10 protein-coding genes and 2 tRNA genes are annotated in these 13,151 nt (G+C 60.8%); 5 read left to right on the forward strand and 7 right to left on the reverse strand.

Features of this window, described 5'->3' with window-relative positions:
* Positions 1–101: 101 nt before the first annotated feature.
* From E8E95_RS04130 to E8E95_RS04140, 3 genes are all read right to left on the reverse strand, one after another.
* Positions 102–177, reverse strand: a tRNA-Ala gene (locus tag E8E95_RS04130).
* Positions 178–323: 146 nt separating this feature from the next.
* Positions 324–1,805, reverse strand: a complete 1,482-nt coding sequence (gene gltX, locus E8E95_RS04135) for a glutamate--tRNA ligase (RefSeq protein WP_280348329.1) — start codon at positions 1,803–1,805, stop codon at positions 324–326.
* 26 nt (positions 1,806–1,831) lie between these two features.
* Positions 1,832–2,752: a LysR family transcriptional regulator gene (locus E8E95_RS04140; protein WP_280348331.1), complete on the reverse strand. Its 921-nt coding sequence runs from the start codon at positions 2,750–2,752 to the stop codon at positions 1,832–1,834.
* Positions 2,753–2,860: 108 nt separating this feature from the next.
* On the opposite strand from E8E95_RS04140, the gene E8E95_RS04145 reads away from it, so the two are divergent.
* Genes E8E95_RS04145 through E8E95_RS04155 form a run of 3 tightly spaced genes read left to right on the forward strand, consistent with a single transcriptional unit; the run spans position 2,861 to position 6,397 of the window.
* Positions 2,861–3,907, forward strand: a complete 1,047-nt coding sequence (locus tag E8E95_RS04145) for an HlyD family secretion protein (RefSeq protein ID WP_280348332.1) — start codon at positions 2,861–2,863, stop codon at positions 3,905–3,907.
* 49 nt (positions 3,908–3,956) lie between these two features.
* Positions 3,957–5,456, forward strand: a complete 1,500-nt coding sequence (locus tag E8E95_RS04150; protein ID WP_280348517.1) for an MDR family MFS transporter — start codon at positions 3,957–3,959, stop codon at positions 5,454–5,456.
* Between the two features lie 41 nt (positions 5,457–5,497).
* A complete protein-coding gene (locus E8E95_RS04155; protein ID WP_280348334.1) occupies positions 5,498–6,397 on the forward strand; it encodes an EamA family transporter in 900 nt (299 codons plus the stop codon).
* A gap of 39 nt (positions 6,398–6,436) precedes the next feature.
* Here E8E95_RS04155 and uvrB read toward each other — a convergent pair whose 3' ends face one another.
* Complete coding sequence (gene uvrB / locus E8E95_RS04160) at positions 6,437–8,452, reverse strand: excinuclease ABC subunit UvrB (protein WP_280348335.1); 2,016 nt, start codon at positions 8,450–8,452, stop codon at positions 6,437–6,439.
* 183 nt (positions 8,453–8,635) lie between these two features.
* Between uvrB and E8E95_RS04165 the strand changes: the two genes are divergently transcribed.
* Together E8E95_RS04165 and E8E95_RS04170 are read left to right on the forward strand one after the other, a co-directional pair.
* Entirely contained in the window at positions 8,636–9,832 is a 1,197-nt protein-coding gene (locus E8E95_RS04165; RefSeq protein WP_280348337.1) for an amino acid aminotransferase, read from the forward strand.
* Between the two features lie 69 nt (positions 9,833–9,901).
* Positions 9,902–9,977, forward strand: a tRNA-Asn gene (locus E8E95_RS04170).
* A 190-nt stretch (positions 9,978–10,167) separates the two neighbouring features.
* On the opposite strand, the gene E8E95_RS04175 is transcribed toward E8E95_RS04170, so the two are convergent.
* From E8E95_RS04175 to rpsA, 3 genes are all read right to left on the reverse strand, one after another.
* A complete protein-coding gene (locus tag E8E95_RS04175) occupies positions 10,168–10,491 on the reverse strand; it encodes a ComEA family DNA-binding protein (protein ID WP_280348339.1) in 324 nt (107 codons plus the stop codon).
* Between the two features lie 456 nt (positions 10,492–10,947).
* Positions 10,948–11,226 (reverse strand): integration host factor subunit beta, encoded by a 279-nt coding sequence (ihfB, locus tag E8E95_RS04180; protein WP_077525274.1) that lies wholly within the window; start codon positions 11,224–11,226, stop codon positions 10,948–10,950.
* A 148-nt stretch (positions 11,227–11,374) separates the two neighbouring features.
* Positions 11,375–13,054, reverse strand: coding sequence for a 30S ribosomal protein S1 (rpsA, locus tag E8E95_RS04185; RefSeq protein WP_077525291.1), 1,680 nt, complete (start codon positions 13,052–13,054; stop codon positions 11,375–11,377).
* Between the last annotated feature and the right edge of the window lie 97 nt (positions 13,055–13,151).

Consider the following 13,151-nt stretch of genomic DNA (forward strand, 5'->3'; position numbering starts at 1 on the left):
GGACTCGAACCCCTGTTACCGCCGTGAAAGGGCGGTGTCCTAGGCCACTAGACGAAGGGGACGAAACCTTCATGCCTTTTCGCGACCCACCCTTGAAAGAGTGGTGGAGCTAGACGGGATCGAACCGTCGACCTCTTGCATGCCATGCAAGCGCTCTCCCAGCTGAGCTATAGCCCCGTCGCGAGGACGGGGCGCATATTAGGGGCGCCCCCTCCTGCTGTCAACAATATTTTTTCTACAAACCGAACTTTTTTATCTGGAAGAACAAACACTTACCCGACCTCGGTCGGCACAGGACCTTCCCTGAACCGACCGAAGGGCCATCAGGCGATGGCCGCGAGCAGCTTCTCCCACTCCTTGGTTTCTTTCTTCGACACGCCGCCGAGAAGCTCGATGGCCTGACGCAGACGGAAGCGACTGAGATCAGCCCCCAGGATTTCCATGGCATCCAGCACCGAAACCGAACTGGCCTGCCCGGTGATGGCTGGGAACATCAGCGGCATCACATCGCGCAGCTTGAGCTCCAGGCTCTCGGCAACAGCCTGAATGCAGCCGGTGATGCGGTCCTTTTCCCACTGACGCAAGGATTCCAGCTTCCACAGCACCAGCTGCATGACCTGGCGCACCTGGTCCGGGCTCAGCTTCTTGTGCTCGAACAGCTTGGCATCCAGCGGCACCGCGCCGGAGAAGAAGAAACCGGCCAACGGCGCAATCTGGCTGAAAGTCTCCACCCTGCCCTGCACGTGGGGCGCGATGCGCATGAGGTACTCGGGGTTGAGTGCCCACTTCTGAATCTCGGCGGCGAAACGCTCCACCGGCAGTTCCCGGATCCACTGGCCGTTCAGCCAGGAGAGTTTTTCCAGATCGAAGATCGGACCGCCCAGCGAAATACGCGACAGATCGAAGTGCTCGACCATCTCCGCCAGGGAGAACTTCTCGCGCTCGTCCGGCATCGACCAGCCCATGCGACCCAGGTAGTTGAGCATCGCTTCAGGCAGGAAGCCCATGCGCTCGTAGAAGGTGATGGAGGTGGGGTTCTTGCGCTTGGAGAGCTTGCTCTTGTCCGGATTGCGCAGCAGCGGCATGTAGCAGAGCTTGGGCTGCTCCCAACCGAAGTACTCGTAGAGCTTGATCAGCTTGGGCGCCGAAGGCAGCCATTCTTCACCACGCAGGACATGGGTGATGCCCATCAGGTGGTCATCCACGACGTTGGCGAGGAAGTAGGTCGGCAGGCCGTCGGTCTTCATCAGGACCTGCATATCCATGCGGTCCCACGGGATTTCGACATCGCCACGGAGCATGTCAGGAACCACGCAGACGCCTTCGCTCGGCACCTTCATGCGCACGACATGGGGCTCACCAGCGGCGATGCGCTTGTCCGCCTCATCCTTGGCCAGATGCATGCAGTGGCCGTCGTAACGCGGGGTTTCCTTGCGCTCGGTCTGCTCAGCGCGCAGCTTGTCCAGGCGCTCCGAGGTGCAGAAGCACGGGAAGGCATGCCCCTTGTCCACCAGCTCCTGGGAGTACTTCTTGTAGATCTCGCCGCGCTCGCTCTGGCGGTAAGGACCGTGCGGACCGCCAACGTCCGGGCCTTCGTCCCACTCGATGCCAAGCCAACGCAGGGCGTCGAAGATCTGCTGTTCGGATTCACGCGTGGAACGCAGCTGGTCGGTGTCCTCGATACGCAGGATGAACTGACCGCCGTGCTGGCGCGCGAAACACAGATTGAACAGGGCGATGTAGGCGGTGCCCACGTGCGGGTCGCCGGTAGGCGACGGCGCGATACGGGTACGGACGGTGGTCATGGAGTGGTCTCGAAACTCAAGGTGGATCAAAGGCGCGATCTTATCAGGCTGGTCGCCATCGGCTCCAGCAAGTGTCCTTCTTGCACCGGCAGGCTGCGCATCAGGAAGTCGAGAAATGCCTTGACCTTCATCGCCTGGAAGCGCCGCGAGGGATAGACCGCATAGATTTCGCCGCTGGGCAATCGCGCTTCAGGCAGCAACTCGATCAGTTCGCCGCGCTGCACGGCCGATTCGGTGAACATCAACGGCAGCCCAGCGATGCCAGCCCCCGCCAGCACGGCCTCGCGGGCAAAGGTGATGTTGTTGCAATAGAGGACGCGCTGGCAGGGCACGCTTTCCCCCTGCAGCATCCAGTAGCGCTGGGAGTCCTGGGGCAGCAGGACGGCACGATGGCCAGCGAGGGCCTCCACCGTCCGCGGCGTGCCGTGGGCAGCGAGGTAGGCCGGGCTCGCGCAAAGGCGCCGTCCGCTCTCGAACAACTTGCGAGCGATCAGGGTCGAGTCCTGCGGTTGGCCGATCATGATCGCGATGTCCACACCCTCTTCCAGCGGATCGACATTGCGCGAGGTGATTTCAACTTCAGCCGTGATCTGCGGGTACTGGCGCATAAAGCTGCCCAGCACCTTGCCGAGGAACAACTGCCCGAATTCGATGGGCGCCGTCACGCGCAGCAGGCCGGAGGGCTCCTGCTGCAATTGCATGACCGCCTGCTCGGCTTCGGCGAAGTCCAGCATGATCTGCCGGCATCTTTCGTAATAGGCCAGCCCTACTTCGGTCAGACGCAGCTTACGGGTCGTGCGATTGAGCAGACGCACCCCGAGACGCTCTTCCAGGAGCGCAATGCGGCGACTGACGGTCGATTTCTGCATGCCCAGGCTTTGCGCGGCCTGGGTGAAGCTGTGGCACTCGACTACGCGAGTGAAGATAAGCGCATCATCCAGCCCCATTATTGTTCCTTATAAGCAACAAAGTTTCTGAATTGTACCGGCTATTTGCGAGCACGGAACACTGCTAGATTCGCAACATTCTGCAAAGACTTCGAGCCACGTTTTCCCATGCCTGCCAAACTGCAACGCCGCCTGCTCACCTTCATCGCCCTGGTGGCCTTGGTCGCCGTCGGCCTCTTCGGCCACTGGCTGCTGATCGGCCGATTCCTCGAATCCACCGACAACGCATACGTGCAGGGTGAAATCACTCGCGTATCCAGCCAGCTGGGTGCGCGCATCAATGAAGTGCTGGTCAGCGACAACCAGCAAGTGAAGAAAGGCGATGTCCTGGTGCGTCTCGACGCCGACGACTTCAAGCTCGCCCTGGAGCGGGCGCGCGCCCAGCTCGATACGCGCGAAGCCGAGTTGGCCCAGGCGCAGAGCAAACTGGTTCAGCAGTCCAGCCTGATCGCCGCGAGCCAGGCTGATGTTGCCGCCACCCAGGCCACCCTGGGCCGCACCCAGATCGATCTGTCCCGCGCACAGACCCTGCGCAAGCCCGGCTACGTCTCCGAGGAACGCGTCACTACCCTGTCCGCCGACTCCCGCGTCGCTCGTTCGCAGGTCGCCAAGGCAGAGGCCGACCTCAAGGCACAGCGCCAGCAAGTAGATGCGCTGAACGCCGAGATCAAGCGCCTGGAGGCGCAGATCGCCACCGCACGCGCCGAGGTCGCCCAGGCCGAGCTGAACCTCAGCCGTACCGAAATCCGCTCGCCCATCGACGGCCGCGTCGGCCAGCGCGCCGCGCGCAATGGCCAATACGTCCAGGTGGGCGCGCACCTGATGTCCCTGGTGCCAGACGAAGACATCTGGGTCCAGGCGAACTTCAAGGAAACCCAGATCGAGCGCATGCTGCCGGGCCAGACCGCAGAACTGATCTTCGACAGCTTCCCCGACACCCCCATCGAGGCCCGCGTGGACAGCCTCTTCGCGGCCTCAGGCGCCCAGTTCAGCCTGCTGCCGCCAGACAACGCCACGGGCAACTTCACCAAGGTGGTCCAACGCATTCCGGTGAAGCTGACTTTCGCGTCCGACAACCCGCTCAAAGGCCGCATCCGGCCTGGCATGTCCGTTATGGTCAAAGTGCGCCTGAAGGCCGAGAACCATGGCGGGTGATGCACTGGTTCGCCCCACTGGCGAACCGAGTCGACGTGATTGGATAGCCGTGATGAGCGCCATGCTTGGCGCCTTCATGGCAGTGCTGGACATCCAGATCACCAACTCCTCACTCAAAGACATCCAGGGCGCACTTTCCGCCACCCTGGAAGAAGGCTCATGGATTTCCACCTCCTACCTGGTGGCGGAAATCATCATGATCCCGCTTACCGCCTGGCTGGTGCAGCTGCTCTCGGCACGACGCCTCGCGGTCTGGGTATCCGTAGGTTTCCTGATTTCATCGCTGCTCTGCTCGCTGGCCTGGAGCCTGGAAAGCATGATTGCCTTCCGCGCCTTGCAGGGCTTCACAGGCGGCGCACTGATACCGCTGGCATTCACCCTCACGCTGATCAAGCTCCCGGAGCACCACCGCGCCAAGGGCATGGCGCTGTTCGCCATCACCGCGACCTTCGCCCCCTCCATCGGCCCGACCCTGGGTGGCTGGCTGACGGAAAACTTCGGCTGGGAATATATCTTCTATATCAACGTGCCGCCGGGCCTGCTGATGATTGCCGGCCTGCTCTATGGCCTGGAAAAGAAGGCACCGCACTGGGAGCTGCTGAAGCGCACCGACTATGCCGGCATCGTGACCCTCGGCGTCGGCCTCGGCTGCCTGCAGGTGTTTCTCGAAGAAGGCCACCGCAAGGACTGGCTGGAGTCTGACCTGATCGTCGGCCTGGGCAGCATTGCGCTGGTGAGCCTGGTCCTTTTCGTCATCCTCCAGGTCTCGCGCCCCAACCCACTGATCAACCTGGGAATCCTGAAAAACCGCAACTTTGGCCTGTCGAGCATTTCCAGTGTCGGCCTCGGCATGGGCCTATACGGTTCGATTTATGTGTTGCCGCTATATCTGGCGCAGATCCAGGGTTACAACGCGCTGCAAATCGGCGAAGTGATCATGTGGATGGGCGTCCCTCAGCTGTTCCTGATTCCGCTCGTCCCCAAGTTGATGAAAGTCATTCCACCCAAGTTCCTCTGCGCCCTGGGTTTCGGCCTGTTTGGTTACGCCAGCTTCGCCTCTGGCGTACTCAACCCGGACTTCGCGGGGCCACAGTTCAACCAGATCCAGATCATTCGCGCCCTCGGCCAGCCACTGGTGATGGTGACCGTGTCACTGATCGCTACCGCCTACATCCAGCCGCAGGACGCCGGCTCTGCTTCCAGCCTTTTCAACATCCTGCGAAACCTGGGCGGCGCCATCGGCATTGCCCTTCTTGCCACCTTGCTGGACGCCCGCGCCAAGGTCTACTTCGACTACCTGCGCGAGTCCCTGGTGCCCAGCAATCCACAGGTCGCCGAGCGCGTGGCACTGCTGACGGAGAAGCTCGGCAGCGAGCAAGCAGCCCTCGGCAAGCTCAGCGAAATCGCACACCAGCAGGCCAGCATCATGGCCTACAATGACGCCTTCCATTTCATCGGCATCGCCCTCGGCGTCAGCATGCTCGCCGTGCTGCTCACCCGCGCCCTGCCCGTCGGCGCTACCGGCGGCGCCAGCGCCGCCGCCCACTAATCCCGCGCCGGGCATCCGGCGCGCTTCGTTTCAGGCTGTACATGTCTTCCCACGCTTCAACCCGCCGCACCCTTCTTCTGATCGGTGCCTTCGCCATGATTTACGTCGGCTGGGGCACCACTTACCTGGCCAATCATTTCCTCCTGCGTGAACTGCCGCCCTTTGTCATCGCCACCTTGCGCTTCCTATTCGCGGGCACCCTGGCCCTTGGCTGGGTGCTGGCGACCGGCAAGGCGCAGGTTCAATGCAGCGACTTCGGCAGCGCACTGGTCGGAGGGATCTTGTTGATTGCCGTTGGCCAGGGGGCGCTGATCTACGCCAACCAGTTCCTGCCCACCGGCATGCTGGCGATGCTCTATACCACCCTTCCCCTCTGGAGCGTCGCGCTGGAGTGGCTGCTCGACCGTCGCCCGCCACTCTGGGTCCTGTGCGGCCTGGCGCTCGCCAGCGGCGGCATTGTGATGCTGATGGGCAAGGGCCTGGGCGGGGACGCCGGCTTCGATCAATGGTTCGCCGGCGGACTGGTAGTAATGGCCACACTCCTCTGGGCGGTCGGCGCGTGGATGTTGCGCCAGCGCGCACCCTTCCGTTCCAGCTGGATGGGGCTGAGCCTGCAGATGCTGACGGGCACGCTGATTCTCGCGATCTTCGGTCTGTGGCGTGGGGACTGGAGCGGCGTGGACCTGTCCAGCGTGAGCCTGGATGCCTGGCTCTGGATGGCCTATCTGGTGGTGCCGGTCAGCCTGGGGGTTTATCCCGCTTACTTCTGGCTGCTGAGGGAAGTGAAACCGAGCCTGGTTTCGACCTTCGCCTTCGTCAATCCGGTAGTGGCCCTCCTGCTCGGCTTCGTGATCCTCGGAGAACGACTCGAAGCCGCCGCCCTGCTTGCTTGCCTGGCCACTCTGGCAGGCGTTGTGATGATCATCTTCGGTAGACGCTGAAGCCAATGAACAAGGGCGCCAGATGGCGCCCTTGTTCATTCAGAGCTGGAGCAGCCGCTCCCGCAACTTCTGGATTTCGTCGCGCAATTGCGCCGCAGCCTCGAACTCCAGGTCGCGAGCCAACTGGAACATCTTCTCTTCCATCTGGCGAATGCGCTTGGTGATCTCGCTCGGCGAACGCAGTTCCGCCTCGTAGCGGGCGCTCTCCTCGGCCGCCTTGGCCATGGCCTTGCGCTTGTTACTGCGCGAGCCCGGTACGGTCGCACCTTCGAGGATGTCCTGAATGTCCTTCTTCACGCCCCTCGGCACAATGCCGTGGGCTTCGTTGAACGCCACCTGCTTGCTCCGGCGTCGATCAGTCTCATCCAGCGCACGCTGCATGGAACCGGTGACGTTGTCGGCGTACAGAATCGCCCTGCCGTTCAGGTTGCGCGCCGCGCGTCCGATGGTCTGGATGAGCGAACGCTCGGATCGCAGGAAGCCTTCCTTGTCGGCATCCAGGATGGCTACCAGCGAAACCTCCGGCATATCCAGGCCTTCGCGCAGCAGGTTGATCCCCACCAACACGTCGAAAGCGCCGACACGCAGGTCGCGGATGATTTCCACCCGCTCCACGGTATCGATATCCGAGTGCAGGTAACGCACCTTGACGTCATGGTCAGCCAGGTAGTCGGTGAGGTCCTCCGCCATGCGCTTGGTCAGCGTAGTGACCAGCACCCGCTCTTCGACGGCTACACGCTTGCGGATCTCGGAAAGCAGGTCGTCCACCTGGGTAGTGGCCGGACGCACTTCCACCTGCGGGTCCACCAGGCCCGTCGGTCGCACCACCTGCTCGACCACCCGGCCGGCATGTTCGCCTTCGTAGGGGCCCGGGGTTGCGGACACGAAGATGGTCTGCGGACTGATCGCCTCCCACTCATCGAAGCGCAGCGGGCGGTTGTCCAGCGCCGACGGCAGGCGGAAACCGTACTCCACGAGGGTTTCCTTGCGCGAACGGTCGCCCTTGAACATCGCACCTACCTGGGGAACCGTGACGTGGGACTCATCGATCACCAGCAGCGAGTTCGCAGGCAGGTAGTCATAGAGCGTCGGCGGCGCCTCGCCCGGAGCACGACCGGAGAGATAGCGGGAGTAGTTCTCGATGCCGTTGCAATAGCCCAGCTCGAGAATCATTTCCAGATCGAAGCGGGTACGCTGCTCCAGCCGTTGCGCCTCCACCAGCTTGTTGGCTGAGCGCAACTGCTCGAGGCGCTCCTTGAGCTCTTCCTTGATCTTGTCCACCGCTTCGAGCAGCACCTCGCGCGGCGTCACGTAGTGGCTTTTCGGATAGAAGGTGAAGCGCGGCAGTTTGCGGATTACCTCACCTGTCAGAGGATCGAACGCCGCGAGGCTTTCCACCTCATCGTCGAACAGTTCGACACGGATCGCCTCCAGGTCGGATTCCGCCGGGAAAATATCGATGACATCGCCGCGAACACGGAAGGTTGCGCGGGCAAAGTCCATGTCATTGCGGGTGTATTGCAACTCTGCCAGACGGCGCAGCAAGGTCCGTTGGTCGAGACGGTCACCGCGGTCGATGTGCAGCACCATCTTCAGGTAGGACGCCGGATCACCCAGGCCGTAAATGGAAGAAACGGTGGCGACGATGATGGCGTCTGGCCGCTCCAGCAATGCCTTGGTCGCAGACAGGCGCATCTGCTCGATATGGTCGTTGATCGAGGCATCTTTCTCGATATAGGTATCGGAGGACGGAACGTAAGCTTCCGGCTGGTAATAGTCGTAGTAAGAAACGAAGTACTCGACGGAGTTGTTCGGGAAGAAGGTGCGGAACTCGCCATACAGCTGCGCAGCCAATGTCTTGTTGGGCGCCAGCACCAGCGTCGGACGCTGCACCTGGGAAATGACATTGGCGATGCTGAAGGTCTTCCCCGACCCGGTAACCCCCAGCAGTGTCTGGTGCGAAAGGCCGGCTTCAAGCCCTTCCACCATCTGTCGAATGGCCTCCGGCTGGTCGCCGGCGGGCTTGAAACGGGTTACAAGCTGGAACTCCGACATGCTGACCTCGACATTGGATGTGACACCTGGGCAGAACGGGCGTCATACCTGGCGGAAAGCTTGCGCGCGATGTCGCCGCAAACTGTCTGGGCCGCTATAATACCGGCCCGATTGCGCAACCCCTAGCGCACATCGTTCGGGGTTGCATCCCATCCTCATCTTCCTCCTCCGAGCTGCCGCATCATGAGTCTGTTTTCTGCCGTCGAAATGGCTCCGCGTGATCCTATCCTGGGTCTCAACGAAGCGTTCAACGCCGATACCCGTGCCGACAAGATCAACCTGGGCGTGGGCGTCTACTACAACGAGCAAGGCCGTATCCCGCTCCTGCGCGCTGTAGCTGAAGCGGAAAAGGCCCGCATCGAAGCGCACGCCCCGCGCGGCTATCTGCCAATCGAGGGTATCGCGTCCTACGACCAGGCCGTGCAAAAGCTGCTGTTTGGCGCTGATTCCGAACTGCTGGCCCAAGGCCGCGTTGTCACCACCCAGGCCGTGGGCGGTACCGGCGCGCTGAAAACCGGCGCCGATTTCCTCAAGCGCCTGCTGCCCAATGCCGTTGTCGCCATCAGCGACCCGAGCTGGGAAAACCATCGCGCCCTGTTCGAAGCCGCCGGTTTCCCGGTGCAGAACTACCGCTACTACGATGCAGCCACCAATGGCGTGAATCGTGCCGGCTTGCTGGAAGACCTCAAGGCCCTGCCCGCTCGGTCCGTCGTGGTACTGCACGCCTGCTGCCACAACCCGACCGGCGTGGACCTCGAGCTGGAAGACTGGAAAGCCGTCCTGGAAGTCCTGCGCGAACGCGAGCATGTACCGTTCCTCGACATCGCCTACCAGGGCTTCGGCGCCGGTATCGATGAAGACGCGTTCGCGGTACGCCTGTTCGCCGAATCCGGCCTGCAGTTCTTCGTCTCCAGCTCTTTCTCCAAGTCCTTCTCGCTGTACGGCGAGCGCGTCGGTGCCCTGTCCGTGGTAACCAACTCGAAGGAAGAGGCTGGCCGCGTCCTGTCGCAAGTCAAGCGCGTGATCCGCACCAACTACTCCAACCCGCCCACCCATGGCGCCACCGTAGTTGCCTCCGTACTCAACAGCCCGGAACTGCGCGCCATGTGGGAAGGCGAGCTGGGCGAAATGCGCACCCGCATCCACAGCATGCGTCTGGCCATGGTCGAGCAACTCGCTGCCCAGGGCGCCAAGCGCGACTTCAGCTTCGTGGCGCGTCAGCGCGGCATGTTCTCCTACTCCGGCCTGACCGCCGAGCAAGTTGAACGCCTGAAAAACGAGTTCGGCATCTACGCCGTCAGCACCGGCCGCATCTGCGTAGCCGCGCTGAACAAAAGCAACCTGGAAAGCATCACCCGCGCGATTACCCAGGTACTCTGACGCGGAAAAGGAGAAGCTCAAGCAAATGCTTGACTTCTCCTTTCTAATCAGTAAGATACGCGCATCCGATCCGCGATAGCTCAGTCGGTAGAGCAAATGACTGTTAATCATTGGGTCCCTGGTTCGAGTCCAGGTCGCGGAGCCAAATTAAAAGCCCTCGGCACATGCCGGGGGCTTTTTCTTTTGGGCGAAGAACACTCCCCTTTTCGCCCCCTCGAGATCGCACTTCAGCGCGCCAGGCTTTCACCCCAATCTCCAAATCGCAACGCCGCCATTCTGACGTAGCACCCAATAAAAAGCCGACCTCGAAGGCCGGCTCTTGATTTGCTCGTACACTACTCGACGGTCAGTCTGTCTCGACTTTTCTCCAGAGTCTTGACACCAATTCCCTTGACCTCCAGCAGATCGTCTACCGAAGAGAACGGACCATTTTCCTCGCGATACTGCACGATTGCCTTGGCCTTCGCTGCGCCGATCCCAATCATATGTTCCCGCAGCGCCGACTCGTCCGCGGAGTTGATATTCAGCTTGCTCGCCTGGGTCGCAGAGCTTTCAACTGCCGCCGCCGGCGCGGCCTTGGCTGCGACGGCAACCTGGCTATAGCCGAGGAAAAGAGAACAGAGAACGAGAAACAGCGAGGCGATACGCACACGTAACATCGTGAACACTCCTTGTCATCAGTAAGGGGAAGGCGGTACATCCAGAAACCGCCCGACACAAACTAATGCCTGGAGTTAGAAGGCTCAATTCGTCGCTACTGATGGATCCAGCCAACAATTTCCTCTTCAGGGGTGTAACTGTTGACGGTCTCGCGTAGGAGTTGGCGCACACGGACGTAGTCATCGACCTCTACAACAGCGAACACCCCTGCACAGATCAATACGGGGCTTTTCGCCGAGACCCTACTGCGACCTTGCCTGCAAGGATCCGCTACCTGTTGAGCACGCCGCCCACCACAACGTGCTGCCATCGGTACGTATCTGCATTAAGCACTGGGATATCGAGAGAAGCCTGATTTCAGTGCAAGGAACCGCACAACAAGCGCAATCGGGAACTCCAAACGCGAATGCGCCCATTCTAACGAGGGGGAGTTATCGCCCTCTCAATGGACCGAGTTACTCATTAACTCGATCGCGCAACTCCTTGCCCGGCTTGAAATGCGGGACAAATTTACCGTCAAGACGCACAGACTCCCCGGTTTTCGGGTTACGTCCGACGCGCGGCGCACGAAAATGCAGGGAAAAACTGCCAAACCCACGAATCTCGATCCGATCCCCCGTAGCCAGCGCCTGGGACATCTGTTCAAGCATGGTCTTGATGGCGAGCTCTACGTCCTTGGACGACAGCTGCCCCTGGTGGGTAACGATTCGTTCGATCAACTCCGACTTGGTCATGGTTTTCCCTTCTAATTCAAGCGGCTAGATCAGCTCTATGAGTTTTAGCACGCTGGAAGGGCTTTGAACAGCCTTAACGCGGGATGGCAAATCGCGGGCAACAAAAAGGGCGGCCTAGGCCGCCCTTTTTGCTGATGGAGCAGGGTGATTAGCCCTGGTTCTCCATCTGAGCACGGATCAGGTCACCAATGGTGGTCGGGCCGGTGGACTCGACTTCCTGCTTGCGCAGTTCCTTCATGGCGTCCTTCTCGTCATCAACGTCCTTGGACTTGATGGAGAGGCTGATTACACGGCTCTTACGGTCGATGCTGATGATCTTGGCTTCGACTTCTTCGCCTTCCTTCAGCACGTTGCGAGCGTCTTCAACGCGGTCACGGCTGATTTCGGAAGCCTTCAGAACACCTTCGATCTCGCCGCCGAGGCTGATTACAGCGCCCTTGGCGTCAACTTCTTTCACGGTGCCGCGAACGATGCTGCCCTTCTCGTGCATGGAGGCGTAGCTGGAGAACGGATCGTCTTCCAGTTGCTTGATGCCCAGGGAGATGCGCTCACGCTCCGGATCAACGGAGAGGATGACGGTTTCCAGCTCGTCGCCCTTCTTGAAGCGGCGTACGGCTTCTTCGCCAACTTCGTTCCAGGAGATGTCGGACAGGTGAACCAGACCGTCGATACCACCTTCCAGGCCGATGAAGATACCGAAATCGGTGATCGACTTGATGGTGCCGGAGATCTTGTCGCCCTTGTTGAAGCGGCTGGAGAAGTCTTCCCACGGGTTGGACTTGCACTGCTTGATGCCCAGGGAGATACGACGACGCTCTTCGTCGATGTCCAGAACCTGAACTTCCACTTCGTCGCCAACCTGAACGACTTTCGACGGGTGGATGTTCTTGTTGGTCCAGTCCATTTCGGAAACGTGTACCAGGCCTTCCACGCCCTCTTCCAGCTCGGCGAAGCAGCCGTAGTCGGTGAGGTTGGTTACACGGGCGGTCACGCGAGTGCCTTCCGGGTAACGAGCCTTGATGGCAACCCATGGGTCTTCGCCCAGTTGCTTCAGACCCAGGGAAACGCGGTTGCGCTCGCGGTCGAACTTCAGGACCTTCACGTCGATCTCGTCACCAACGTTGACGATCTCGGACGGGTGCTTGATGCGCTTCCAAGCCATGTCGGTGATGTGCAGCAGGCCGTCTACGCCGCCCAGGTCAACGAACGCACCGTAGTCGGTGAGGTTCTTGACGATACCTTTGACTTGCTGGCCTTCCTGCAGGGATTCCAGCAGAGCTTCGCGCTCGGCGCTGTTCTCGGCTTCCAGGACGCTGCGACGGGAAACGACAACGTTGTTGCGCTTCTGATCCAGCTTGATGACCTTGAACTCGAGTTCCTTGCCTTCCAGGTGGGTGGTGTCGCGCACAGGGCGCACGTCCACGAGGGAGCCCGGCAGGAACGCGCGGATGCCGCTGACGTCGACGGTGAAACCGCCCTTGACCTTGCCGTTGATAACGCCCTTGACCACTTCTTCGGCGTTGAAAGCAGCTTCCAGAACCAGCCAGGATTCGGCACGCTTGGCTTTCTCGCGGGACAGCTTGGTCTCACCGAAGCCGTCTTCCACCGCGTCGAGCGCTACGTGGACCTCGTCACCCACCTTGATGGTCAGCTCGCCTTGTTCGTTATAGAACTGCTCGACCGGGATGACGCCCTCGGATTTCAGGCCAGCATGGACGGTGACCCAGTCACCATCGATGTCGACCACGATGCCGGTGATGATTGCACCCGGCTGCATGTCGAGGGATTTCAGGCTTTCTTCAAAAAGTTCTGCAAAGCTTTCGCTCATGTTCATACCTGTAGTCAAAGGCCAGGAAAGGCCCTATTCCGCACTCCAGCCAATGCGGTCAAGTCATCAATAGAGGCGATGGGGATCGAAGCTGGTA

The sequence above is a fragment of the Pseudomonas sp. BN414 genome, from assembly GCF_029871275.1.
GTDB classification, from domain to species: Bacteria; Pseudomonadota; Gammaproteobacteria; order Pseudomonadales; family Pseudomonadaceae; genus Metapseudomonas; species Metapseudomonas resinovorans_C.